Origin of the sequence: Streptomyces zhihengii (assembly GCF_016919245.1) — a bacterium.
GTDB classification, from domain to species: Bacteria; Actinomycetota; Actinomycetes; order Streptomycetales; family Streptomycetaceae; genus Streptomyces; species Streptomyces zhihengii.
Genome location: NZ_JAFEJA010000002.1, coordinates 1,848,358 through 1,875,002 on the forward strand (window position 1 = coordinate 1,848,358; position 26,645 = coordinate 1,875,002).

11 protein-coding genes are annotated in these 26,645 nt (G+C 69.0%); 8 read left to right on the forward strand and 3 right to left on the reverse strand.

Annotated elements, in window-relative coordinates:
- Positions 1 to 25 precede the first annotated feature (25 nt).
- Entirely contained in the window at positions 26 to 2,401 is a 2,376-nt protein-coding gene (locus tag JE024_RS35675) for a molybdopterin oxidoreductase family protein (protein ID WP_205377992.1), read from the forward strand.
- Between the two features lie 295 nt (positions 2,402 to 2,696).
- Here the strand turns inward: JE024_RS35675 and JE024_RS35680 are convergent, their stop codons facing one another.
- The 3 genes from JE024_RS35680 to JE024_RS35690 all read right to left on the reverse strand — a co-directional run bounded on the left by JE024_RS35680 (position 2,697) and on the right by JE024_RS35690 (position 4,695).
- Entirely contained in the window at positions 2,697 to 3,806 is a 1,110-nt protein-coding gene (locus tag JE024_RS35680) for a glutamate--cysteine ligase (RefSeq protein ID WP_205377993.1), read from the reverse strand.
- Positions 3,807 to 3,990: 184 nt separating this feature from the next.
- Positions 3,991 to 4,218, reverse strand: a complete 228-nt coding sequence (locus JE024_RS35685) for a DUF5133 domain-containing protein (RefSeq protein ID WP_205377994.1) — start codon at positions 4,216 to 4,218, stop codon at positions 3,991 to 3,993.
- Between the two features lie 183 nt (positions 4,219 to 4,401).
- Positions 4,402 to 4,695 (reverse strand): hypothetical protein, encoded by a 294-nt coding sequence (locus tag JE024_RS35690; protein WP_205377995.1) that lies wholly within the window; start codon positions 4,693 to 4,695, stop codon positions 4,402 to 4,404.
- Positions 4,696 to 5,239: 544 nt separating this feature from the next.
- On the opposite strand from JE024_RS35690, the gene JE024_RS35695 reads away from it, so the two are divergent.
- The 7 genes from JE024_RS35695 (at position 5,240) to JE024_RS35725 (ending at position 25,951) form a co-directional block, all read left to right on the forward strand.
- Complete coding sequence (locus JE024_RS35695; protein ID WP_205377996.1) at positions 5,240 to 5,776, forward strand: cysteine hydrolase family protein; 537 nt, start codon at positions 5,240 to 5,242, stop codon at positions 5,774 to 5,776.
- 1,300 nt (positions 5,777 to 7,076) lie between these two features.
- A complete protein-coding gene (locus JE024_RS35700) occupies positions 7,077 to 7,937 on the forward strand; it encodes an alpha/beta fold hydrolase (protein ID WP_205377997.1) in 861 nt (286 codons plus the stop codon).
- Between the two features lie 47 nt (positions 7,938 to 7,984).
- The gene (locus tag JE024_RS42420) at positions 7,985 to 8,281 is read left to right on the forward strand and encodes a DUF4394 domain-containing protein (RefSeq protein WP_205378544.1); all 297 of its coding nucleotides are present in this window, start codon (positions 7,985 to 7,987) and stop codon (positions 8,279 to 8,281) included.
- A 443-nt stretch (positions 8,282 to 8,724) separates the two neighbouring features.
- Complete coding sequence (locus JE024_RS35710; protein ID WP_205377998.1) at positions 8,725 to 9,519, forward strand: helix-turn-helix domain-containing protein; 795 nt, start codon at positions 8,725 to 8,727, stop codon at positions 9,517 to 9,519.
- 625 nt (positions 9,520 to 10,144) lie between these two features.
- A complete protein-coding gene (locus JE024_RS35715; RefSeq protein ID WP_244883425.1) occupies positions 10,145 to 10,951 on the forward strand; it encodes a helix-turn-helix domain-containing protein in 807 nt (268 codons plus the stop codon).
- A 713-nt stretch (positions 10,952 to 11,664) separates the two neighbouring features.
- The gene (locus JE024_RS35720; protein WP_205377999.1) at positions 11,665 to 12,936 is read left to right on the forward strand and encodes a helix-turn-helix domain-containing protein; all 1,272 of its coding nucleotides are present in this window, start codon (positions 11,665 to 11,667) and stop codon (positions 12,934 to 12,936) included.
- Between the two features lie 721 nt (positions 12,937 to 13,657).
- Positions 13,658 to 25,951: a UvrD-helicase domain-containing protein gene (locus JE024_RS35725; protein ID WP_205378000.1), complete on the forward strand. Its 12,294-nt coding sequence runs from the start codon at positions 13,658 to 13,660 to the stop codon at positions 25,949 to 25,951.
- The last annotated feature ends 694 nt before the right edge of the window (positions 25,952 to 26,645 follow it).

The following is a 26,645-nucleotide window of genomic DNA, read 5'->3' on the forward strand; positions in this document are numbered from 1 at the left end:
GGCGGCGAAAGGACTGGGCAGCGATATGAGCACAGGCGTGGACCGGATCGACGACCCGTGGGGCGACCGCACGCCGTACGGACGCGACAGTGAGTGGCCGGTACGGATCGACACCTTCCTGCGGGACGGCGTGCGGCCCGAAACAGTGGACACGTGGTCGCAGGCCGCCTCCATCCTCCATTCCGACGGCGACGCCATGGACATCGCCGTCGTCGACGGCCAGATCGCAGGAGTTCGCGGTCGCGCCGTCGACCGGGTAAACAGGGGGCGCCTGGGCCCGAAGGACCTCTATGGCTGGCAGGCCAACGCCTCACCCGACCGCCTGACCAGTCCGCTCGTCAGGCGCGACGGACACCTCGTCCCCTGCGACTGGGACACCGCCATGGACACGCTGGTCTCCCGCTCTCGTGACCTGCTGAAGACCCGGGGACCGGATGCGATCGGCCTCTACACCAGCGGCCAGCTGTTCCTGGAGGAGTACTACACTCTCGCCGTCATCGGACGGGCCGGACTGGGCACCAATCACCTGGACGGCAACACCCGCCTGTGCACCGCCACCGCCGCCGAGGCACTCAAGGAGTCCTTCGGCTGCGACGGACAACCCGGAACCTACGCCGACTTCGATCATGCGGACGTGATCGCACTCTTCGGCCACAACCTCGCCGAAACTCAGCCCGTGCAGTGGATGCGCATCCTCGACCGGCTCGACGGCGCCCAACCACCCTCACTCATCTGCGTCGACCCCCGGCCCACCCCCGTCGCACGGCGCGCCCGAGTCCACCTCGCCCCGCGCCTGGGCACCAACATGGCCCTGCTCAACGCGCTGCTCCACGAGATCATCCGCACCGACCGAGTGGATCATCCCTTCATCGACACCCGCACGGTGGGCTTCGAGAACCTTGTCGCGCAGGTCCGTTCCTGCACCCCGCGGTGGGCCGCCGGCATCTGTGACGTTCCCGCTGCGCGCATCGAGGAGGCAGCCGAACTGATCGGCACGACGGACCGGCTGATGTCGACCGTGCTCCAAGGCGTGTACCAGTCGCACCAGGCCACCGCCGCCGCCGTGCAGGTGAACAACCTGCACCTGATCCGAGGGATGATCGGGCGCCCGGGAGCCGGTGTCCTGCAGATGAATGGACAGCCAACCGCCCAGAACACCCGCGAATGCGGCGCTAACGGAGACCTGCCCGGCTTCCGGAACTGGCAGAACCCCGCCCACGTAGCCGATCTGGCCTCCGTCTGGAATGTCACCCCCTCGGCCATTCCGCATGATGCGCCCCCCACGCACGCGATGAAAATGTTCCGCCTGGCCGAAGAAGGAACGATCCGCATGCTGTGGATCAGCGGAACCAACCCCGCCGTCTCCCTGCCCGACCTCTCCCGCATCCGCTCCCTGCTCACGCAGGAACGCCTCTTCGTCGTGGTCCAAGACCTCTATCTCACAGAGACCGCCCACCTGGCCGACCTCGTCCTGCCCGCGGCGACCTGGGGAGAGAAGACAGGCACCTTCACCAACGCCGACCGCACAGTGCACCTGTCCGACAAGGCCGTCGAACCACCCGGCCAAGCACGAGCGGACCTCGACATCTTCCTCGACTACGCGGCGCGCATGAACTTTCGCGACAAGGACGACGAACCACTGATCACGTGGCGCGACCCCGAGAGCGCGTTCGAAGCATGGAAAAAATGCAGCAAAGGAAGGCCCTGCGACTACACCGGCCTGACCTACACCGCGCTGCGCGGAGGCAGCGGACTCCAGTGGCCGGTCGACGAACAATCACCCCAGGGCACCGAGCGCCTCTACGGTGACCGCTTCTCCTGGTCGGCCCCGGGGCAGTGCGAGTCCTACGGCAAAGACCTGACAACCGGAGAGCCGTACGACGAAGCCGCCTATCGCGCGCTCGCCACCGACGGCCGGGCGATCATCAGGCCCGCGCCCTACCTCCCTCCGGATGAGACCCCGACCGCTGCGTACCCCTTCCAGCTCACCAGCGGACGCACGATCTACCACTTCCACACCCGCACCAAGACCGGCCGGGCGCCGCAGCTCAACTCCGCCGCCCCCGACGTGTGGGTCGAGATGGCAGACACGGACGCCACACGCCTCGAACTCGGAGAAGGTGACCTGGTCGAAGTCCGCACACCACGCGGCGCGCTGCATGGGCGGCTGCGGATCACTGCACTGCGCCCAGGTGTGCTCTTCGTGCCCTTCCACTACGGCTACTGGGACACCCCCGGCCTCTCAGGGCCCCGGGCGGGCCGGCCCGGCCGAGCCGCCAACGAGACCACACCCACACGATGGGACCCCGCCTCCAAGCAGCCGCTGTTCAAGACCACGGTTGCCACCGTGTCTCTCGTCGAACGCAGCCCGTCGAGCCCGCCCGCACAAGGCGCACCGTGAAGACTGAACCTACGTGTTCGGAGGGTCAGCATGCGGGCACCGTATGACGTTTCCTGGCCGGCGGCCGCACACCGTGCAACGGACGCAGCCCGCGATGTCGCGCGGTCCCTCCCGGTCACTCAGAGGGTGCCGCAGTTCGGCTACCGCAGGCGTCGCCGCCCCACCTTGGACGCGCTCGCAGGCGGCGTTGCAGCCCCGCACGCACCGTGACGGGAATAGGACCGATCTCTAACGGTGAAGCGGACCCCGACGAGCTCGTTCGGTAAGGAAGCTCTGCTGGCAGGCCGGTGACCCGTCAGCTGCTGGTGGTGCGTTGGGCGCAACCCCTGACGACCTGCGCGAGGTCCTTCGTCTCGTCATACAGCCGTCGCTGGACGCGGGCGCCGTTCCCCTCGTGCAGCAGGCGGGGGAGGGCCTCGCGCACCAGATCGTCGTCCCCGTTGTCGGTCAGCGATTCGCGGACGTGCCGGTAGAGGGCGTGGACTGCGTCCTCGGCCGGGGTCTCGCCCATAGTCTCCGGGTGGAGCAGGGGGCCGTCGAGGCCCGAGCGGCCGGCCCGCCAGGAGGCGAGGCGCAGCAGCCCGGTGCCGATCCTGGGCGGCGGCGTCCCGTCCTGCCAGGCCCGGGCGGAGGTGTCCACGAGGGCGCGGGCGAGGGCGGCGAGCAGGACCGGGGTTGTGGCGTCCAGGCACACGTCCGCGACCCGGATCTCGACGGTGGGGTAGGTGGCGGAGAGCCGGGCGTCGAAATAGATCATGCCCTCGTCGCGCAGGACGCCGGTCTTCACCATGGCGTCCACCTGCTCGTGGTAGCGGTCGGCGGAGCCGAAGACGTCGACCGGCCCAGCGGACGGCCACCGGTTCCACACCCGGCTGCGATAACTCGCGTACTCGGTGTCCTGCCCCTGCCAGAAGGGGGAGTTGGCGCTTATCGCCGTCAGCACCGGCAGCCAGGGCCGCATCCGGTCCAGGACGGCGACGCCCTCCTCGTCCGAATCCACCGACACATGGACATGGCAGCCGCAGGTGAGCTGCTCCTGAGCTGTGATGCCGAACTGCTCGCCCATCCAGCGATAGCGAGAGCCGGCGGTGAGCGAGGGCTCCGCCGGCAGAGGGGAAGTCGCCAGCGCGGCCACCACCGCATCCACCTCACCGGCGTGCCGGGCCGCCTCGCCGCGGCAGTGGCGGATCTCCTCCAGGAGCTGCCCCATCTCCGTCGCCGGATCCGTCGCGAACTCCAGCTGCTCCCTCTGCAGCTCCGCCTCGAACGGATGGTCCGGTGGTGTCCCGTCCGCCCGTCCCGCCCGACGGTCGGCGGCGGCCAAGATCGACGTGGAGACTGCTCTGGGTACTCCGCTGTGCGTGTCCACGAGCAACAGTTCCTCTTCCACACCCACACTGCGCATCTCGTCGGCATCTCCCTTTGCGGTGTCCGCGGTACCCAGCCTGCCCGGGCGCGGCTGGCGACGACCCGACAGTCCATCCGCCAGAACTGGTTCTTCGGGCTTGCACTTACGGTCTCTGCCCACCCACTGCCTTCGCCCCCAGTCCCGGCCCGCGGACGAAGGCAGCCTGTAGGCAAGGAGCGGGTCAGACGGTGAGCACGGAGTCGTCCATGGGACGGGCTCCGGGCAACTGGTGGCGAGCCGCGACGAGGGCTGAGTCGACATCGCGCGTGCCCGTGGACACGCACAGGGTGTAGGCGAGATCCTGCATACGCTGCTGTACCGCTTCGCCGCCGTTCTCGGCGTGCAGGATGCGCAGTGTGTCGTACTGCTCGACCAGATTCTCCAATACTGCCGGATGCGCCATGAGCATCGGACACCACTCCCTCACACCGTCGTCTCGTGCATTGCGTCGTGCTGTCACCCTGCCCCGCGGCTGCGAGACACTCCTGCGGACCCATCTGCGACGAGGAAGTATTCGTTCCGCGGACGCCGCAGATCCGCAACAGACTGTGCAGCGAACACCGCCTCATGCCGGCCTGTCCTCACTCGGTATTCACGAAGCCGAGTAGGAGTTCGTCTTGAGGTGGCGGACGAGGTGGACGGTGTTGGTGGCCAGTGTCGCGGTGGCGACCGCGCTCGCCTCGGGGGTGGCGGCGTAGTCCTGGTAGTCGGTCTCGTGCATCGCCTCGCGGCCCAAGTGGCTGACGGCGTTCGGAGCGAGGGAGAAGCCTAGATCGTCGAGGGCCTGGAACGGGTCGGCGCTGACCTTGTGGGCGCCGACCACGCAAACCGCCGCCACTTTGTCGTACGTGAGCATCCGCCCCCGTCCGGGGGCCGTGGCCGACATCACCTGCTCCTGAGCGCGCGCAGAGTCCAGGCGGAGGGATAGGCGGTCGGCAGCCAGCCTAAAAGCAGTTCGGCCGCCAGGCCCCACCAGCCTGCAGTGAGTGAGGTATGGGTCGACCACGAGAGGGAAGGCGGCACTCTAGAGGTCCGGCGCCCCATCCCCCGGGGGTGCCGGACCTGACCGGTGCGCGAGACGGTCGGCATCACCTTCGACGGGACACGATGCACTCTTGGTCACGAGCCGCCGACGGACACCGCAGGCACTGAGCGACTGGGGCTGTGCTTTCCGTTGCTCCAGGAGCAACGGAAAGGGGACCGGGGCGTCGGGCTTGGTTTGGTGGCGCTAGTGAGTGGCAAAGGCCTGGCAGGCCTCCTCGATACCAGCGGCGGCGCGCGTCAGGCGATGTCGCGTGGCGGGCAGGGAGCCTGAGCGGAACTACGCACTGGCCTCCTGGCTGCCGACGGACGGCATCCTCGCCCGGCTACGTTTCGCCCCCGGCGCGCGGCTGCCTGTGGCAGCACCCTCACGGTGACAGCATGGACCCGTGGTGAAATGCGCAGTCATCGTAATCGACATGATCAACACCTACGACCATCCGGACGCCGGCCTGCTGCTCTCGTCAGCAGAGAAGGTCGTGCCTGCGATCGTGCGGCTGCTGGCGCGGGCGCGGGAACGCGGTGTCCCGGTCATCTACGTCAATGACAACTTCGGGGAGTGGCGTTCGCATCACGGAGAGATCGTGGACACGGCGCTTTCCGGGCCCCACGCGCATCTCGTGGAGCCGCTGCGGCCGACGGACGATTCGCTGTTCGTGGTCAAGGCTCGGCATTCGATCTTCTACGAGACGCCGCTCACCTATCTGCTGAGCACATTGGGCATCGAGCAGGTGATCCTGTGCGGCCAGGTCACCGAGCAGTGCGTGCTGTACTCGGCGCTGGACGCCCACATCCGTCATCTGGGGGTGACGGTTGCGCACGACGGGGTGGCGCACATCCACGAGGACCTGGCGGATGCGGCGCTGCGGATGATGGAGCGGAACATGGGGGCGGCGATTCGCTCGGCGGACGAGCTCCTGTGCTGAGACGCTCCGAACGGTCACCGTGAGCGATGGCGCCCAGCCCGTCCGGCCATCCTCGCAGCTCCGGCGAGACCCAAGGCCGATGCTCTGCCCATGCAGGAGTAGAACGAGGCACCGCCTCCATCGGCACCTTCAAGCCCCGCCGCCACTGAGGCGTCTTGCAAGCACCCCGTACCCTTCAGCCGCTGCTCCGCGATGGTCTGTGTAGCACCACCGCCTCGACACGGTCATGCTGGCGCCGTCGTTTCGCGGTGGACGCCTGCACTGCAAGCCCGCAGCGCCCCTCTTCCGGCCCAGTGCTGGAACCGGGGCCGCGCGGGCGGGTGAACCAGACCGGCGGTGGGTAGGTGCCGCTGCAGCCTCCGGGAGGAGAAGAAGGTGAACTGTCAGCGGTGCGGAGCAGGTGCCTTGCAGCAGAATGGGCGCTGGGTGTGCAGTCGGCTGTGCGGGTGGTCTTCGGCCACTCCTGAAGGAGTATGGGGTGAGAAACATGGAGACGCCGAGCGGAGCGGGTCCCGTCACGTCGGAGATCACGCGGACTGAGTGCCGACGTTGCGGCACCTCGATCCGCGGGGTCAACGGCCGATATGCCTGCTCTCTGTGTGGTTGGGTGAATCACTGGTCAGAAGGGCACAACGAGCTCCCGACTGCCGCAGACGACCCTGATTCCCCTGCCCACGTATGACACCGGTCGGCCTGATCGGACCACCTGCCTCAGCGGCTCAAGACGGCTGACGGACGTGTCTTCTGCGGTATGAGGTTGCCGGTCGTTCAGGTGTCTATCGTGCTCCGCGGTCAGGGCTCGTGAGTCAGTACGTGTCGCGGCGACAACTGTGCCGAGGGACACGTGTCTGTCTGGAACACATTTCCGGCTGAGGATGCCCGCTCCTTCTGCTGATCTTCGTCGACCCCAGCTCACTGTTCCGTCGCCAGGACCAGCCGACTCCGATCATGCAGGGCACTTCCTCGCGCTGCTGAGCGATCTTCTGCACCTGCTCGTCCACACCAGTCACGGGGACGAAAGGTTCGTAACCGGCTTCACCGAGCGCCGGTAGGGGGCGTCCGCCGTGACTACTCACCCGCCACGGGTGCGGTGGTCGCGCCAATTTGGTCATCCCGTGCAAGGACGAACACGCCCCTGCCGCCGCCGGCCACCTGGCCGGCGTCGTCCTCGACCTCTTCCTGCGCAGGCCGGCCCGGACACCCGCTGAACCGAAGCCTCACCGCACGCGCTGCCGGGGTCGATGCCGGGCACACGGGGGAGCACGGCGGAAAAGGGCCGCGGAGCGGGAAGGGGCAAGACGTGTTCGAGGGATTCACGACCAGCACGGTGCGTACCGGTGAGGCGTCCGTCTTCGTCCGGTACGGGGGCGAGGGCCCGCCTGTTCTGTTGCTGCACGGCCATCCTCGGACCTCGGCGACCTGGCACCGGGTCGCGCCCCTCCTGGTGCGGCGGGGTTTCACCGTCGTCTGTCCCGACCTGCGCGGCTACGGGCGCTCCCGGGGCCCGGCGCCGGCTCCCGAGCATGTCCCGCACTCCAAGCGTGCCGTGGCCGGGGAGATGGTCGAGGTCATGCGTGCGCTCGGCCACGAGCGCTTCGGGCTCGCCGGCCACGATCGCGGGGCCGCCGTGGCGCTCCGACTGGTGCTGGACCATCCCTCGGCGGTGACCCGGGTGGCTTTCCTGGACGGCCTGCCCGTGAGCGAGCACCTGGCCCGCGCCGACGCCCGGTTCGCTACCGCGTGGTGGCACTGGTTTTTCTTCGCCCAGCCCGACATCCCCGAGCGCGTCATCAACGCCGACCCCGACGCCTGGTACCGCGGGGATCCCGAGACCATGGGGCAGGAGAACTACGACGAGTGGCGGGCCGCCACCAGGAACCCGGACGTCGTCCGCGCCATGCTGGAGGACTACCGTGCCGGGCTCACCGTGGACCGCCGCCACGAGGAGGCGGACCGGGGTCGCGGCGCACGGATCGCCTGCCCCGTCCTAGTGCTGTGGTCGCTTCGGGACGACCTGGAGGACCTGTACGGCGACCCGCGCGCCATTTGGCGCGACTGGGCCGATGACGTCAACGGTCACGGCATCGACGCCGGCCACCACGTGGCCGAGGAAGCCCCCGGCCCGCTCGGCGCCGCGCTGGGCGACTTCTTCGACCACTGACCGACTCGGCCCGCTGCGGCTGACGGCGAGGGGCCGACGAAGGCGGCATCTGCACCCTCGACAGCTGCGCCCGGGCTGCCAAGGTCTGCCAGCTCGCGATTGCTCTCGCTGGCCGCCACTTCGGCGTCGACCTTAGCCCCGCCGCTAACCGGCTGCGCGCCATCAGCGACACCGGGCGGAATCTGCGCCCCACCATCGACGACACGGCCGCCCGTCGGCGTCGCCGAGCGCGGTGCGAAAGCGGCCGGACTCGGCCGGTCCCGAGGCGGACTGAGCAGTCAGCGTGCTTGGCAAGAGTGCGGCCGTCGGCGGTGAGACCATTGCTGATCACTTTCACGGTGTGAGTCTGGAGCGTCAACGGTATGGCCTCCGGGTCCCTGGATGTGATGACCTTCGTCAGATCCGTGCCACGGAGCGGGACGGAACTTGCATTGGTCGTGGGCACTGGCGGATGCGGTCCAGGTCATGAGGAGCCTTGTCGTTTTTGCAGGTCAGCGACCATTCGAACTGTCGGCATCTAGGACGGGCTCGTTGCCGCTTCCTGCTGCGGCTGTTGGTTGACTGGGGTTTCTGAGGAGCGGTCTAGGGCTCCGGATCGTCGTGACCTGCGCTTTTGAGTTGACGCGGCCCCGACTCCGGCCATGAGCGAGGTGCTCGGTGGAGGGCGGAAGAGGTGCTTCCAGGAATGGGGAGTTCCTCCACAATCTTGCGCTTCCCCGGTAGAGATGTGCCTGTCGGGGCCCGTGAGGCGGGAAAGTCCCGGCCACGTCTACGGGGAGGAACGTCAGTGATCGACTCCGGCTCTCACGACGCAGCCGACGTCGCGGATAGCGCGGACGAAGGAATGACGGCTCACGGAAGAGTTTTCCACGTCCTGCAGACGCTGAACAGCATGGGGCCCGGGCTGCACCCGCTGCGGCGGATCATCGACGAGTCGGGCGTTACGAAGAGCACCGTGCACCGCATCCTGCGCGCCGGCGTCGCTGCGAAACACCTGATTTACAGGTCGCCCGGCCGGTACGGGGTCGCGACTGACGTCGCTCACCACCGTCCCGACGCTAGCGTGCACCTCAATCTTGCACACGACAGCGCCCTGGACCGCGAGACCACGGCATTGCAGCGCCAGACGGCCCAGGTGGCGATGGCCTTCAGCGCTGTGATGATTGACGACACTCCTGGGCGGCTCATGGTCGAGCACACTTACGGGCGCCGCAGCGACTTTCAGGCCGCTTTCAACCATGCCGATATCGATGCCAAGGTAGCCCTGCGGCATGCCCCGCTCACGGCTGACGCGGCGGGTCTTGCGATTCTCTCTCACCTGGACGGGGCTCCACAGAGCCATCTGATGCGGGAGATCCGGTCTGAGGGCTACGTCATGACTCAGTCCTCTCTGCCGGACTGGAAGATGATCGGCGTACCGCTGTGGCGTGGGTCAACGGTCTACGGCTCCCTGGTTGTGATGGGCCTGCGCCCGCAGATGGAGCGAAACCGGCGTGAGTACGCCGCCGCGGCCTTGGCTTGCGCCGCGCGTTTGAGCGCCCGCTGCGAACTGGCCAGCGGCGCCATGCGGATGAGTGCTTGACCGCCTGTCGGGTCCTCACTATGTCCGCTCGTTCAGGATGAGATGAGAGTGGGGCTTGTGCTCAACGATCTTGATCGTCAGAGGGTTGGGGGCCTGGTCATCTTGTTCCTGACGGCGTGTAGGTGCGGGTGGCTCCCGGTTCTGCCGACGGCTCCCGACCGCACCGCCCCAGGGCGGCAGCTGCGCGTGCGGGAGCGACTAGCGGCCGTCGGCGCCTGGTTGGCTGCAGGACCTCGGGCGACGGCCCGGTCAGGGCGTGGCAATCCGCTGGCTGCGGCCGGCTCCCGTCAGCAACCCGTTTGCCGGGACTATCTGTTCTACACCGTCCCGTGGCTGCACTGCGCGGGAGTCCAGGCGCCGCCGTTCACGACGATCTGTCGACAATCGCCAGAAGCGCGACGAGAGGACGTCCATGCTGCTGCGGAACGCAGTGACATTTGATGGAGTTTTGCGCGTTCAAGCTCAGGCCACCCACCCGCGCCTCCGAACCGTGACAGGAGGAGCCTCTTACAGGAAGGGAATCTTCCTGGCCAACGCCTGATGTGCCAGGTAGAGATCATGCGAAACGTCGCCGGCATCAGCTGCCGCGGCAGCACAGCCGATTTGGCTTCACTTGAGAGGACCAGTGGACACTCGCATCGACATGGCCGGCACCCGCGCGAACCGGGACCGCACATTCGCGGTACTCAACGCGCTACTGAACCTGGGTCCCGGCATCCACAAGTTCCGGACCATCGCTGCCCGCGCCGGACTGGGCGATGCGACGGTCCATCGTCGTCTCGACCAGCTGGTCCATGCCGGCCTTGCCACTCGGACGACGCGGGGCTACTACGAGCTTTGCGAGGCGACGACCTCCATCTCCAGAACTTCGGGGCTGTTCCACCGCAACGCGACGCCCTTGCTGGACGCCCAGCGTCTGTTGGACGCCCTGCACCACCGCACGGACCAGGTGGTGCTGCTCCACACGCACTCACCCCTCACAGGCGAACGCTTGTGCATCGGAGCCGCTGGCGAGACGAGCCTTCCCCTCCGCCGCGAGCTCGCGATGGCATCCGGCGCGGTGGACGCACTACGCCAGGCACCTCTTGATCTGGACGCCCCAGGGCTGGTCATGCTGGCCAACCTGGTAGCCAGCGAGGCGCCCGTGCGGGAGGACCTGCGTCGAATCAAGGCGATGCAGCTGGCACACTCGCCCTCGTCGATCCCCGGTTGGTCCCTGCTTTCGGTTCCCTTGAAGCGGCTGCCAGGCGCTCCTGCCACTCCCGGCGCCGAGCCTGGCGTTGTCGCCTCGGTCAGCGTCCTGGCCCCGGAACCTTCGCACGGTGCTCACGTCGTGGCCTACGGCCGGCTCATGCACAACCTCGTCCGCGTAGCCACCGAATCATCAGTCGTCATCTCGCGGCACGCCGCCGCACCCGCTTGCGTCGCATGAGGATGCTTGGTCACCTCGACTCAGGAGGCAACAGACGGCCTGCTGGTGCTCACACGTGCAGCCGTCGAGCCTCGGAAGCCATGCGCCCCACGGGTCAACTGTCCCGAAGCTTTGGCAAGGCTCTCCTCGGGAGCAGGGGGCCCATGACGTAACCCACCCCCTGCTCGGCCCCAGGCGCACCCGCCACGGCCATGGGTCTGGTGCGGTGTGCCACCTCCGCACCAGCAGGCCCCGTCATCGCTCGATCTTCCAGTCGAACGAGCCCCGGCCCTCAGCACAACAGGTCGGGCGACATCACTCCAACCTCGGAGCACGAGCCCTTGCCAAGGGGCTTCGTCGTTCAATCAACACGGGGAACGGATCACGTTCATGATGCAGCAGCGCGCTGCCGCTTGTCACTTACCCCTGCCTAATTGCCCACGCGTGGGACCCGGCCCGAGCGCTCTCAACCGAGCAGGTCACCACTGGCCGTACAGGGTGGTCCGCGCGGCCGCAGGAGTCGTGAGGAGGTCGGCATGAGCTCAACTACCAGCACGATGCCGCAGAGCCCCGTGACTGAGTTCGGGTCACAACCGCCGGTACACGTGAGGAAGCGTACGGATGCCCGCAGCGACGGGGCGGCCACAGAATCAGGGTGCCGCCCCGGCCATGCCCTGGCCTCTACCCAGGAACGCACCGGGATGCTTGCTGCGCTCCCGCCCCTCTCTCTACGCATGCACAAGCTCCTGGTCCATGGCGACCAGGACTCGGTCTACTCCTCAAGCACCAACCAGCGCGGCGGCAAGAACACTGCGGCCTCCGACCACGCTTGGGCCATGACTCGGGCACTGGCAGCCGACGCTGTCCGAGTCGGTTGGGACCGCGCCTCCTTCGTCCAGGTCCTCGTCGATGGCCCGTACAAGGCCGGACACCACGCACGGACTATCCAGCACCGCCGTGGCTACGACAGGGCCGCTGAGTGGGTCCGAAGGGCCTGGGACGGCGCCCGTGAGTACGTTCGGGGCACCGATCGCATTTCCTCGCGCCAGAGCTTCCATGCCGCTCTCGCCAGCTTTCGCAGCCGAGTTGAGCGCACTCCTTGGAGGGGCCTCGCCGGCAAGACAGACCTTCGCAACCTGATCGCCCGAATGGATATCTGCACCCGCTCCGGTGGCTGGGACCATACCGTCTCTGAACGCGAGCTTGCAGAGCGGATGGGATGCAGCCGGACAACCGCACGAAGCAGCAATCAGCGGCTTCTCACCGCGCGGCTGCTGCGCCGGATCGATCGCGGCTCCGCGACCGAGGGAGCACGCTGGATGTTGATATCTCCCTTGCACAACTCGTCTCATCCCCGGACCACCCCCCAAGGGCCGAAGGCTGGGGGGGCCATGAGTGGTTCAACGTTGATACGCGCTATGTCTGAAGCAGATATCAGCTCACTGGCCGCAGCGCAGCTCATGCACCTCGATGCCTTCGCCCACTTCGGGCTGGGAGGAAGCGGCTTAGCCATCATCGCCGCATTGGCGGAAAGGGGAGGGCAGACCGTTCAGGAGCTCCAAGGGACAGCGTCCATTTCACGACCGACGGCGTATCGGCAGCTGCGGAGGCTTACGGAACTGGGACTCGTCCTGAGAGAAGGTGAGATCTACGGACTCTCCCCGGACGCGGTCGGAGGCATCGGTACCCCCACGCCCGTTTGCCCGGAGCACGTGAGCAGATGGGCAGCGGCCGCGGACAGACTGGGCACGGCCGGCACAGCCGAGCGCCGTCGCCGCATGCACGATGCGCACAGGGCGAGCTGGGTTCGCGAGCGGCAGCGCCTCGCCGAGCGGCGTGCCACGGCGAGCGTCGGACACCTTCATCCTGCTGAGGCGCGGCCGGAGTACCTCAACGCCGACGGGGTCCCCCTCAACCCCTCGACCGGCGAGGCGCATGAGGACCTGTACGTGGCCCGTGACAGTCGCTGGGTCTGGCACGACATCGAAGCCTTCGTCAGCTACTGAACATTTCGCTCTGTCGTCGGGTGGTAACGGATCACGATCCCTGCGGTGCGCCGGTGGGGTGCCGTATCCGGAGGGCGCGGGTCTGACAGCTGACCGTCGGGCGTTCGTGACGGAACCCGGCTTCAGGCCGAGATGCCGTCCACATCGGGTGAGAAAACCGCAGGCATCGCGAAGGAACAGCGCATGCGTGTGCGGTCGGTGGAACGCTGGCGCCGTGCCTGACGCGAGGGCGGATTGCATGGCTTGCTCTGGGCGCCCCAGCGAACGCCCCGCCCGTCACCGACGCCCAGTTCGCCGCCCTCGAGGAGGAACCCCGCAAAGGCCCCTCGGCACGCTAACGAGGACGAACGCTGGACGCTGGTCCGAGTCCAGCCGCTAATCGGCCGTCGTCTGGAGAAGCCTTTCGGTGGCGACGGTGTGGCGATTGCTGAGACGGCACGGCTGCTCCGACGAGGTCGGAGCAAGAAATGTTCTACGGGCCGGGCTGGTCCGTCGCTGCGCCAAGCCGGCAGAGCGAACGCCCCCGGCTACGAGGCGGAGGAGTCGCCGTGAGGGAAGGCGACGAAGCTCATCGGCTAGTTCCTCCCGTGCAGCGGCACGTGGCTGCTCCGGCGCGTTCTGGGCTGTCTTCACCTTCAACCATCGGCTCTGGTAGCGCAGGAAGGATTCCGTACGACGTCTGATCGCGCTGCGCTGCCCATGGGACGTGGGGAGTGGTGGAGTGAATCAGTACCGGCGGATCGCGGAGCAGTACTGGCGGGAGCACCGGCCTCAGAGTGGGCCGGAGCTCATCGCCGCCCGGACAACCACCACACCCGACCCGATGCCCGCCCTCCACCCGCCGGCCCCGTTCCTCAGCCAGCGGGAATGGACTCGTGCGCTTCACGTGGTCGAAGCCGCGGAGATCACCCTGACTGCGGCGTCCCACCACATCTGGGCCCCCTTCAGCGTCCCTGCAGCTCTCGAGGGCCTGCGTCACATGCTGTATGCCGCGATTGCCGCACACAAGGACCACGACTTCCCCGACGCTGAAGCAGCCCTGACCGGATCGCTGGAGGAAGCGGAGCTACTGCTGCGCACTCTCAAGGGCCGTGACCGCACGCCCCTGCAGGAGCCGCTGCACGCCTTCGCTGAACTGACCCGGGAGTTCCTCGGCCGAACCCGCGCCACCCTGTCCCTGAGGGACGCCGAGAACGACATCGCCCACCGGGTCGAAGCCTGGTCTCGGGCCGAGATGGAGATGTTCATCCGGGAGTGGGCGGCCAACAACCAGCCGATCATCGAGGCCATCAGGCGGGGAGACGAAGATGCCTTCCGCACCCTGATCACCGAGGAGAGCACTCAGCTCGACGCCCCACCGACCACCGGCAGCGCCCCTGACCCTCTGCCCGAAACGGGAACACTGGTGCCGGACGCATGGGCCCCGTGGCCGGACGAGTTGGCTGCGCTGGCCGATGCCGCCAACCGCGACACCGACCTGAGGCTGCGGCTCGGGGCCGGCCACGGTGAGAACCCGAACGATCTCATCGCCACCTGGACCGAGCACGACGCCCAGGACACCGGGCCCGCCACCATGCTCGCGCAGTACTTCGACGAGAACTCCGCCCCCAGCGACATGCTGCACGCGTACCTGCGCAGCGAGCTCACCGCTCGTCTCGCCGCAGCCCAGCCCATGGAACCGACGGCAGCCGAGCTGCAGATCGCGGCCGCCACTCCCGGCGCGGAACTGACCGCTTGGCGCCTGTCCGATCCGCGGGGCATGGGCGAGAGCGAAGACCCGTATCCCGACCAGGCAGCCGCCCGCGAAGGAGCCCTGGCAGTCATCACGGCGCTGGGGGAGTGGACCCGGACCTGGAGCGGTGCTCAGTACCAGGTGGAGAGGACGATCAAGGAGATCGCCGACGGAGCTGCCGCCGCCCTGTGGGCCGACGCCCTCACCGGTCAGATCGGCATCCACGCCGAAGCGGCGCACCTGACCCGGCAAGTAGCCGACCTCGCCAGTGAGCTCCTTCTGGACCTGGAAGAGGACTCCCGCAACCACACGAGCGTTTTCCGGTTGGCCGACGCGGCATACGACCACGCCGCCCGCATGCACGCCACGACCGTGGCCCTGGCAGACCGAACCTGGCCGCCAGGCACCGAAACCGGCGAGCAGCAGCAGGCCCGCGAGCTCGCCCTGTCCATCGACCTGCAGATGCCCGCCTCACAGCTGCTGCGCCGCACCGGCGCAGACGCATGGGATGCGGCAGCCACCTACACCTCGCCGGAGATCTACGCTCTGGCCAGCCGGCCCGGCACTGCGGTGCCTGAATGGGAACGGGGCGGCCTCACCCTCGCCCTCGGTGACGATCACAGGCTTGCTCTGGAGCCCGTCGGTGAGAGCGAGTCAATGACTCTGCCCCGCCCCATTCCCCTCGGGCCGACGCTCCAAGAGCTCGCCAAGGCTGTCGACGGCGCCCTCAGTGGACCGCTCGCCACTGACGCGGAGACCAGCGCTGCCGCAGCGGCGCTGGAGGTGCTTCGGGCAGGCACTCTGTCGCATCTGCGGGGCCACTTCCCGAACCGGCAGCAGTTCCAGACGGTCGAGGAGCGGCTCTCCGACATCGGCGGCGGCTACGACGGCTGGCAGGAACAGGCCGTCAGCGCAGAGCGTCTTGCCGACGCCGCCCGCCGGGTGCGGCAGGAGTTGGAGGACGCTCTCGGACGGCCCAGCGCCCGGCACGCTGCCGTACCGGCCCACCACGCGCTGACCCTGCTGGCGAGTTCCGCCGACAGTTTCAGCAGCACAGTCCTGCCGCACCTTCCCCACGCCCGATCCGGCAGGCAGTACTCCGAGACCGCATTCCTGCGCGATCAGCAGCAGATCACCGCCCTCGCCTACCTGCTGCAGCACCTTCCTCATCCTGACACCGCGCCGGTTGAGCAGACCCGCCGGCTGGTGGATGCGTTACGCCTCCGCGACGGTCACCACGGAGTCGGTGAGTTCGCCGGCGAGCTGCACCGGCACAGGCTTGTCGCCGACGCGGCCGAAGCCCTTGCCGAGGCCAGCAGCGGCAGCCGGGCTGACTGGGCACGGAATCTGCACGACGCCGCGCGCCACCACACCGACCGGATCGCCCGCCACCTGGCATGGTCCATCGACGAAGGGCAGCAAGCCCCCTCACGCGTTCCACAGGGGACGGCGACCATTGCGCAAGCCCCCACGGCCGCTGCTTACCCGCAGGCTGAGAGGGCGCAGAGCGAACTCCTTCAAGTCGTCCGCCAGGCAGTCGCTGGGGACGACGGGCCCCACCGCATCGGCCTGGCCCCGGTGGTTCTGGCCGCCCTGCTCGACGCCCAGGACCGCGGCATCGTCTACAGCGACCACATCGCCCTGCACGCCTTCGCCGAAGAGCTCCGCGAAGCTGTGGAAGCCCGCCGTCACCGCGGCGGCCGCAGTGAGAGTTTCGCGGCGGCAGCTCACGCCGCCCGCAGTCACGCGGCAATCCTGGCTGAGGCGGCCCGCGACTCCGAACCGGCTCTGCGCCTGGCCGTGCTGAAACTCCAGCGGCGCGCCGAGGCGGATCCGCAGCTGATGGCGCATGCCGAGTCCGGTGCCGAACCCGCAGAGTCCCAGCGCGCTTTCCGAGCCTGGCTCGCTGGCTCCGTCTGGCAGGACGGCATGGGCGACGATCAACTCGCACTGCTGCAGGCCGTGATCGCTCGCACCGGCCCGGGGCTGGGCGACGGCATCCTCGCGGCCACGTGGGACAAGATCCGCGCGGCACGGCCCAGTGCCATCACGGCAGCCCTGGCCGCCGAGTTCCCCCAGGGCGCGGTCCGCAAGTCGATCACGGCCTTCCGGAACCGCCGCACCCCGCTCATGGCCCAGGTGGCCCACGTGCTCGCCCTTCCCGCAGTGCGGGAGCGCCTGTCGAGCCCTCACCTGGACGAACTCGGCGCAGTCGTGGTGCGCCAGGCGGCGGACTTCCTGGCCGACGACGCGCTCAAGCAGCGCTCCCGCGCGTACCGAGGCTCCCTGACCCTGGCCCGCGCCACCCGTCACCTGGCCGAGCAGGCCTACCGGGCGGACCTGCCCGCAACTGATCAAGAGGCCATCGCCGACCTGCACGCCTCCGCGCAGAGCATGGCGGCCGACTGGGTGGCCTCCGGCGCCGACTCCGATGCCCGGGCCCGCCTGTTCCTCCGAGGGGAAGACGTGCCGCTGTGCCCGCCTTCCCCGTCGACAGCACCAGGTGGCTCCGTCACCGACGCCGAGCGGGTGATCTCCCGGGCCTTGGACCGGGTGATGGAGCCCGCCGCATGGGGAGGCGGCGGTTACCAGCTTGAAAGCCGCGTTGACGGCACCACGGCGATCCTCCTCACCCGCACGCCCATGGATGCCGACGGCTGGCGCGCCCGGCGCACCGGGCAGCTGGAATCCCTCGGCTGGTCGGTCCAGTCGACGCAGGGCGGCTACCCGGGTTCGAGCCGCGGGGAGTCCCTTCACCTAGTCGTGGACCTTCCCCGCGGCCGGCAGGCAGAGCAGTGGCAGCTCGCCTCGGAAGTACGCAGCATTCTGGAAGCCCACCGCCGCCGCTTGGACCCCACCCAGACCTTCGACGTGAGGCCAGCCACCGAGCGGCACTTTGCCGGTGGCAACACCACCACCGCGGTGATCGTTCGCGGTAAGGAGGACCACCTGCAGCAGGCGGGCTACACCACCGAGCGCCTGGAGGGCGCCCGTTTCGTTGTGACCCGCCCGGAGGGGGCCGTCCCCATCGGCACGTTCACGCCTGCCGCGGCCGCCCGCCCGGCATCCGTCCGGCTGCACACCGTGGCCGCGGCGATGCGCCCACTGCACGCGCAGCTCACCGACCTGCTGACGCTTGTCCACGACCGTCACCCCGCCCGCTTCGACATCACTGAGCTCCAGGGAATATGGGACGAGCTGGCTGCCGTGGACGCGACGCATCCTCTGGACACCAACCCGCCCGGGGCCCTCGGATTCTCCGCACGTCGCGAGGCTGTCAACGCCACCCGGATCCACCACATCCTGACCTGGCTGCAGAACGGCTACGTCGGCCAGTCCAGCGACGCCAACCAACAGGTTGCCGCCTTGTACGGGCCGGGCGCGGATCGGCTCATCCGGGCCCGCGCGGCCACCTTGCGCGAATTGCTCCACGACTACGGCAGCGGCCAGACCGAGTCCGCGCGCCTCGAACTTGCTCGCACCGGGTCGGACCCGGACGGTCGCAGTGTCTGGGACCGCTACGCCGCACTCATCCAAACTCCCGACGGTGCCGCCCCGGAAGGCACCGACTTGGCGACCGCCCGGGCCGCCGTGCCCACCGTCGTCCGTACGACAGCCCCCACGCCCGGTACCGGGCAGAACGCGGGCCCGGCGGGCAAGGGAGCTGCGCAGGATGCCGCCGCCGGCGCTCCAGATGCCGGCGGAAGCGGCGGGAACGACCAGACCCGGCCTCCCGCGCCGGGCGGCAACGACGAACCGGAGCAGCCTCGGCCGGAGCCGGCTGCCGTACCTGGTTCGGATGCCGACGAGGATGCTGTCTGGCCGGCGTTCACGAGGCGGCGGCAGATCAGCGCGCCTCGGCGCGCCCTCGGCAACGCGGTCCGAGAGCTGACCAGGACCGCCTTTTTCCGGCAGCGCAGCGACGACGGGGGCGTGGAGGCCGAGCTGCGTGATGCCTTCGCCGCGTATACCGCCGCGTCGATGGACGAGCCCAATGGCTTTCACCATGCCATCGAGCGGCTCACGGCCGCCGTGGCGGCGGTGAGCGGGGCGTGGCCGCGAAGGGATCTTCCGCAGGACGCGACCCGGGCCCTGACCGCGGCCACAAGCGCGGGGGAGGAGCTGCGGGGCCGGTGGCGGGCCACCGTCACATCCCCCTCATGGGAGGCCCTATTCGAAGACGCGCCCCGGCCCACGTTTATCCAGCAGGAGATTCGGCCCGCTCCGTCCCCCGGCGAGGACTACCTCAGTCGGGAAATACGTGAGGTGCCTACGCCGGAAGTCGCCGAGCTGGAGGAGCACGAGCTCCCCTCACAACTTGAGGCTGGCACGGTTCGCCGATCGCTGGATCACGACGTTCATCATGCCGGGCCCGACGCACAGGGCCGACCGCGCACCTACGAGCGCGAGCCCCTGGCCAGCGGTGGCTGGGCAGTCTTCCAGCACCAGACCTCCGGCAGATCCACCCTGTGCACGCTGACGCGAGCGGGCGACGGGTTCCGCGCTCACAACGGAGACGTCGAAGGAAGAGGAGCCACCTGGAAGGAAGCCGTCTCGGCCTATGCCCATGCCGCACGCGATGCGCACGAGAACCGGCGCACAGCCGCCGTCCCGACCGCATCGCCCGAAGCCGACACTGCCGGCCCGGCCCCGACCGGCGAGGCTTCGGCGGCGCCCGCAGCTGCTACCCCAGCCGTACCGGCATCGCCCCTCGGCGTGCCCGTCGCCGACACCGAGGCCCAGGGACGGTGGGAGGCGTCCAACCCTCGCCCCTCGACACGGTTGACGGTCTCTCGCGAGCGGACACACGTTCTCGTCACCGGGGTGGGACCGGGCGAGGAGGACGCCACACTGCGCGAATGGCTGAAGTCCAAGCACTTCAGCTTCGTGCCGGCGACGAGCGACGGGCGCTGGGATTCCAACAAGGACGACTGGCGCCGCCCCCACCCCAAGGCAGCGGTCTTCGCTTCCAACCTCGAGAAGCAGGCCAACGCCTTCATCGCAACGCTGGACGAGCAGTGGCGGCAGATCCGCAACCGCATCGGCCAGGCACTCACCCCTGAGCTGCGGGCCGAGTACGAGCAGAAGGCACGCGACCGCGAGAACTTCCCGCTGACCGAACAGCAGCGGGCCATCATCGACGCGGCACAGGACGGCCTCAACGTCGCCGTGCAAGCTCTCGCCGGTACCGGGAAGACCAGCACCATGGTCGCCCTGGCCCGACGAATGCCGAACCGGCGCATCACCTACCTCGCTTTCAACTCCGCCAACGCGGCAGACGCAAGGCTGAAGTTCGCCGGGCTTCGACACGTCAGCGTCTCCACGGCACACTCTCTGGCCGCCCGCGACCTGATGGTCACCGACCTGGCCGACAAAGTCACCGAAGGCCAGCAGGACGGGGGAACCGGCACCAACGCGAATGCCGAGTGGGCCGACATCCTCGGCGTGCAGCCCGTCCCAGCGGCGGACCGGGGCGAGGACCTGACGGCGGAGGACATCGTCGTCCTGATCAAGGAAACGATCGGGAATTTCCGCAACAGCGACTCCGCAGCCATCGACCTGATCCACGTCCCTGACCCCGAGCACCCCCTGGTGGACCAGGCAGCCCGGCCACAGGCACTGCGGCGCGCGGTCCTCGAACACGCACGGGACGCCTGGCAGGACAAGATCAACCCTGCGTCCCGGGCTCTGCATTTCCACCACGACGACTACCTGAAAATCTGGGCTCTGTCCCGCCCAAGGATCCACGCCGACACGGTCATCTTCGACGAGGCCCAGGACATCAACCCCGTCCTGCGCAAGGTCGTCCTGGACAACATGCGCCCCACATCGGGGCCGCCCGCCCAGGTCGTCATCGTCGGCGACCCCAACCAGTCGATCTACGCCTTCCGCGGCGCCGAGAACGCACTCGAAGACTGGCCCGCCGACATCGAACTGCCCCTCAACAAGTCCTGGCGGTTCGGCCCGGAAGTCGCTGACATCGCTAACATCTTCCTCAAGCTGCTCCGCGCCCCGTATCTCATGGAGGGCAACGACGGCACCAGTACGGCCATCGGTCCGATAGCAACCCCCGAGGCGGTACTGGGACGCAGCAACGCCGGCGTGGTCTCCGCCGTGCTGGCCGCGCTGGAAGAGGGCCGCACGGTTCACATGGTCGGCGGCGGCGACGAACTGAAGCGGATGGCAGAAGGCGCCAAGGAGCTCCAGGAGAAGGGCCGCACCCGCAAGCACCCCGAACTCGTTCCCTTCCGCTCGTGGAAGCAGGTGCGGCAGTACGTCGACAAGCACGACAGCGCCAAGCAGCTTGAGGTCTTCGTTCGGCTGGTCGACGAGCACGGCGCCGACACACTGATCGAGATGGTCGGCCAGCTCACCGAGGACGCGACCGACGCCGATCTCATCGTGGCCACCGCCCACAAGTCCAAGGGTCTGGAGTGGGGGCTCGTCCAGGTCGGCACCGACTTCCGCGGCCCCAAGGCCAGTCTTGAGCCCGGACAGCCCACCGTCCTGCCCTCGGACGAGGAACTGCGTCTGGCCTACGTCACCGCCACTCGCGGCATGAGAGAGCTGGACCTGGGCTCGCTTGCCTACGTCGAAGAACTGCGTGCGCTGGCTGACGAGGTCTACGCCGCCCGCACGGGAGTGGCACCGCAGCCAGCGACGACACAGGCTCCTGCTGCCCCAACTCTTGTCGCCACGCCCGCTCCGGCCAGCGACGCTGGCGCCCCGACCGGTGCTCCTCCGGCCCCGGGCGCCTTCCAGGTCCTCAAGGCCGTGGAAGCCCAGAAACTGGCCACCGCGGACGGCACGCTGTGGTGGGGAGGGCGGGGAGCCGGCCGCGAGAAGGCACTCAAGAAGCCGATCCTCGTCCGCATCGAGATCGGGCAGCGTGGCGTTGTCGACGTGAAGGACGCGGACACGGGCACGCACGTGACCAGCATGCGCACGGGAACGCCGTTCTTCGCCGCACCGGCGACGTCCGGCCCGCCCCAGAACAGCGGCGCCCCTCACGAGGCCCAGGCTCCGGCGAGCTCCCCAGCGGCGGAGCAGCCCGGAGGTGAGTCCGCAACCGTGTCGGCGCCGGCTGCCCCGGTGTTCAAGGTCGAAGCCCGGCCTGAGGTCGGCGGCCGCCGGTGGGCCGTCCTTGACGCTGCCACCCGGGAAGTGGTGTGGGTCCACAAGGACGGCCAGGCACTGGAGTGCGCCTACGATGTCAGGGCCGACGCCGAGAACATGCGCGATGCCCTGGCCCTGGCGCCGGAACTACGGGTCGACGCCCCCGACCAGCGCCCGGCCGCAGCCGGGGATCGTCGCCGCGGAGAGGTTCTCCCTGCCACTCTCGGCCAGGTCACCGCCAAGGTGGTCCACGACCACAGCCAGTGGGTCAAGGTCGAGCTGCGCGACGGCACCCAGCGGATCGTCACGCTGTGGAACCCCGCCGGAGCCGACCTCGTGGAGGCCGGCCAGAGCGTGTACGTCTCCGGAACCCTGGGTGAGCCGGCCACCTTCAACGGGCGCCTCGAGACGCCTGTCGAAGGCGGCACAGTCGAGGGCCAGGACGCCGCCGACACGCGCCTGCGCCGCGCGACAGCGGCCCGCGACGTCTCTGCGGCCCCAGCAAGCAGCGCGACCGCCACTCCCGCGCCGGCGGCGGAGCAGACAGCCCAAGCACTCGACGTGCCGGCTGAGCTACTGGCCCGGCTCCGCAAGCTCCCCTACGCCCAGCGCTCCACCCGGTGGGCCCCCATCGACCTCCAGCCCCAGTCAGACCGCCGCGTCGAAATTCTGCTACGCACCGGGGAATGGGACCAGGTCGCCGTAAGCAACCAGCACAATGTCCGCGACAGCCGTGGCCGCTTCCACGGCCTTGAAGACGTTCTGGCCTGGCGCGACGGCACTCGACTGGCCACGCTGCTGGACCAGCCGAAGCAGCCGGGCGCAGAAGCCCAGAACGCGGTCGTGCAGAGTGCGGCACCGAGCACGCCCGCGCAGCCGGTGTCGCGGCCGCCGCTCATCTCCCGGCCGGTGCAGAGCATGCTGGTCGAAGAGCTGGAGGAACGGGCCAACGCCCTCAACGCGTGGCTCGACGCACACACCGCCGGCAGAAACACCAGGCTGAGCGTCCGCGCTGTCCAGCAGCGCGACGAGATCCGGGCCGAACTCGCGCAGCGACGCGACAAGGAAGCGGACGCCGCCAAGGCCGGCGACTGGGACGCCTTCAGTGACGAACTCGCCGACCTCACCCTGGAACCGGTCGACCTGACCGGCACACACGACGTCTCGCGCGACGGCACGCCGCTGGGCACGGTGACCCTCGACGCCGACGGATACCGCTTCCTCCCCGCCGGAGCCCGCACCGCCGACGGCACCCTCCACGACAGCCCACAAGGCGCAGCCGTTGCCCTTGCACGCCACCTTGCCGCGCAGGCCCAGATCCCTGACCAGACTCCGGCTCGGCAAGCGCGGAAGCCCAAGAAGGCTCCGGCGGTACCAGCACCGCGTTTCCTCGTTACAGCCGAGGACGGATCGGACGCAAGCCCCAACATGCTGTTGAAAGCCCACCTGCGCAGCGTGCGCCTCGACCCGAAGGCTGCCGACCAACTCGGCCAGCGCAAGCAGACGGAGTTCTGCCACAAGCACGGCACGGAGCACGCAGGAACGCATCTCAGCGCCGGGGGCCGGCTCGCCATCCTCACGATCGGTGCGGAGCACTATGAGGTAAGAGCGCCCGATCGCCTCACCGGGGTCGGTGGGCCCTGGGGCAGCAGGATCCACAGCCGCGAACGCGCGAACGAGATCGCGGCCGCCCTGGAGAGCATCCGCGACGAGCAGGGCCGCCCTTTCCTCTGGGACCAACCGCCGACTGTCTCGCGCGCCCTGCAGTTCCGCGACTGGCATGGCAACGACCTGGTCAGCGCCATACTCCACGCACTCGTTCAACGCGGCCTCGACGAGACCGACGGACGGTACGCACAGGCCTACGAGAAGCGGACAGGGCAGCAAGTGGAAGCCCTCAGCCTTCCCGCACCCGCCGAGACCGCGCCCAGCCCCGCCGAGCGGGACGCGGCCATGCCGGCGGACGACGCCTTCTTCCGCACGATCGTCAAGAAGATTGCCGAGGTTTCCGGACCTGACGGATCCTTCTGGTGGAAGGGAGAGGTCAACAACCCCCACCAGGGCGCGGGGCCCCGCGCCAACCGGCTGCCCCTTAAGACCGCGGTGCGCGTACGCGTCGAGGAGTCCGACGACGAGAAGGGCGCCAGCATCGGATGGTTGAAAGTGCTGGATGCCGACACCGGCGAACACCTGGACAACGTCCGCTCCACCAGCCACGTCCTGGTTGCCGCACCACGGGACCTTGCCGATGAGGGCAGGCGCCGCAGCGCCGGGCAGCGCTTCAGCAGCGTGGGCCAGGTACGTTCCCACTTCGTGGGGCCGGCGACCCTCAAGGGTATCGCCGGGGCGCGTCGCAGCGAGCTGCGCAGGTTGGCCAAGGACCGGGAACTGGTCGAGCTCACCGCTGACGGGCAGTTCGCGATCCGCCGCAGCGGCGAGACCTTCGAGGTGATCCCGGCCGGCAGTGGACTCAGCTTCACCGGCGTACTGCCCGACCTTTATCTGACCCGCCGCGTGCGCGACGGCTTGGCCCTCACACCGCAGCCTCTTCAATCCCTGCCGACGCTGGAGCAGGCCCACGTCTTCGCCGAGCGGGTCAGCGGTCTCACCGACAGCACTGGCGCACCGGTCGACTGGAGCGACCCCGCTCTCGCCCAGCAGCTGACCAGTGCAGGCATCGTCCATATGGGACACCAGTTGCTGCGTGAGCGGGCATTGCTCGACCGCGAACACGGACGTCCCGGGTCTCCCAGCGACGCCATGTGGCAGCTGTTCGAGGCCCGGACCGACCGCGCGCCCGAGCCCGACAGCGACCACCAGTGGGCTGACCAGCTGAAGGCGGGGGACTGGGCCTGGCTCTCCACCAACGACGGGCCCCGAGAGATCCTTGCCGCGACGCAGACCGACTACGGCACAGCATTGATCACATTGGAGGACGGCACCTGGCACGTCCCGCGGAACCTTCCCGTCGAGCACCCGGGGGGCGCGATTGTTCGGGACTCCGCGGAGCAGCCGATCGGCATGCGCCTGGACCGGGCTTGGGTCCGTGACGACGACGTCATCGAGTTCGACGTGGACGACGGCCTCAGCCCTGCGGCCCCCGCAGGGCCCGTGGGGGAGCCGTCCGCTGGAGCTACGCGTGTCCGGGGTCGGGTAAGGGCGACGCACCAGCACCCCCACGGCGGAGGGGAACGGGTCTACCTCCTCGACGCCACCCTGGTGACCGTTGGGGGCGTCAGCCCGGCGCCGACAAGGGTTCTGGTCACCGCGTTCGAACTGCCTGAGACGGTCTACCGGCTCTCTGCTCGAGCCGCCCTCGCACCGCAGCCCGCGAGCTCGGCGCCCCCCGTTCCGCGGCCCCTGCCCAGCGTCGTTCACCGGGGCCCGACCGAGGCCTCCGAAGTGTCCGAGGCGTCGGAGCCGGTGCGCGACACGGCACCGGATGAGCGGGCCGACGTGGAACACGGCGAGGCGTTGAGGCTGGACCTGATCGCCGTGCTGGACGACGCGAACGCGCCCTCGACGCCGACTGAACTCACCTCCATCGACGGCATGCCGCTGTACGTCGGCGTCAAAACCAGCCCCACGAACGGCCGCGTGCTGCAGTTCGGATTCGACCCCCAGGCACCGCGAGCCGCTGCGCAGTTCACACGCGCCGACCTTGAGGGCGCCACGGGGGACCAGGTCTTGGGCGCCGTCCTGTCGCGCCGACCCGGCGCCGCCATGCCGGTCGGGCCTGGCCAGGTGGCTCCAGAGCGTCTGAGAGAGGACTTCTTGCAGCTCCTGGACAACCCCGACGCTCGGAACGGGCAGCCCGTCCTGCACGGAACCATGGGCGGCGCGCTTCGTCTGTACACGGCCGTGGCGCCAGACCCTGAACATGGGCAGGTCGTGGCCTTCGGGTTCGACCCCAGCGCCCCCGTGGCCCGGTTCACACGGGACGAGCTGCTCAACACGTCCAGCGACAATGTGGCCGCAGGGGTGCAGCGCTACGGAGAAGCACACGTCCAGGCCGCGTTGCAGTCGCTCGACATCCTCAAGCAGCTGCGGGCCGGAGCTCAGGCTCGGCAGGCGGGGCCACCCACGGTGCGCGCCGACCGTCACGCAGGAGAAGCGGCACGCGAGTACCTGCGGCAGACCGCCACCGTGGGAAGGACGACGACCTGAAGCCGGTCCCCGCTGAGGGACCCTGCGGCTGGAAAACGGGCGCTGCCTCCCGCACGGCGGGAGGCAGCACGGATCCGCATCTGGCCATCGCCACTGCTTCGTAGCGTCGGAGCGCTATCTGCCCAGTTCGGGATGACGGTGAGCAGCCGCCGCCCGCGACCATTGAGGTGACGACGTGACCACTGACCGCGAGGAGGGCTACCCCGGTGAGTCTGCCGGGCCCTGGGAGCAGACTGACGGTGATCCCCCGGCATGGGGCGAGCCTGCTACCGGCTGGGGCGGCCACAGGCTGACCTCCGGCCTGGCCGACCCTGCTGCCACAGCAAGCGACGGCGCCGAGCAGACGGCAGGCTGGACGTCCGTGGATGAACCGCCGCGTCCTCTGCACCTCCCCGCTACGTGGGACGGTGTTCACCTCACGTCCGGGCTCTTGGATCCGGAGCCGGGCACCGGGGGTGCGTCGCCCGAAGAAGGCCAGGAGCACAGCGGAAGCGGGGCAACCGCCTGGGCAGATGAGGCTCCGGCGGCACTCGGCAACGCTCCCTCCACGCGGGCCTGGCTGCTGGCAGATGTTCCTCCGGCCATGGGCGATGCCGGTCCTGCGAGCCTCCCGAGCCCCGCCTCGGGCGTCACTGAAACCGATGCCCTTGCCACCTCGGGCTCGGCTTCCGGCACCGTGGGGGTGGTGCCCATC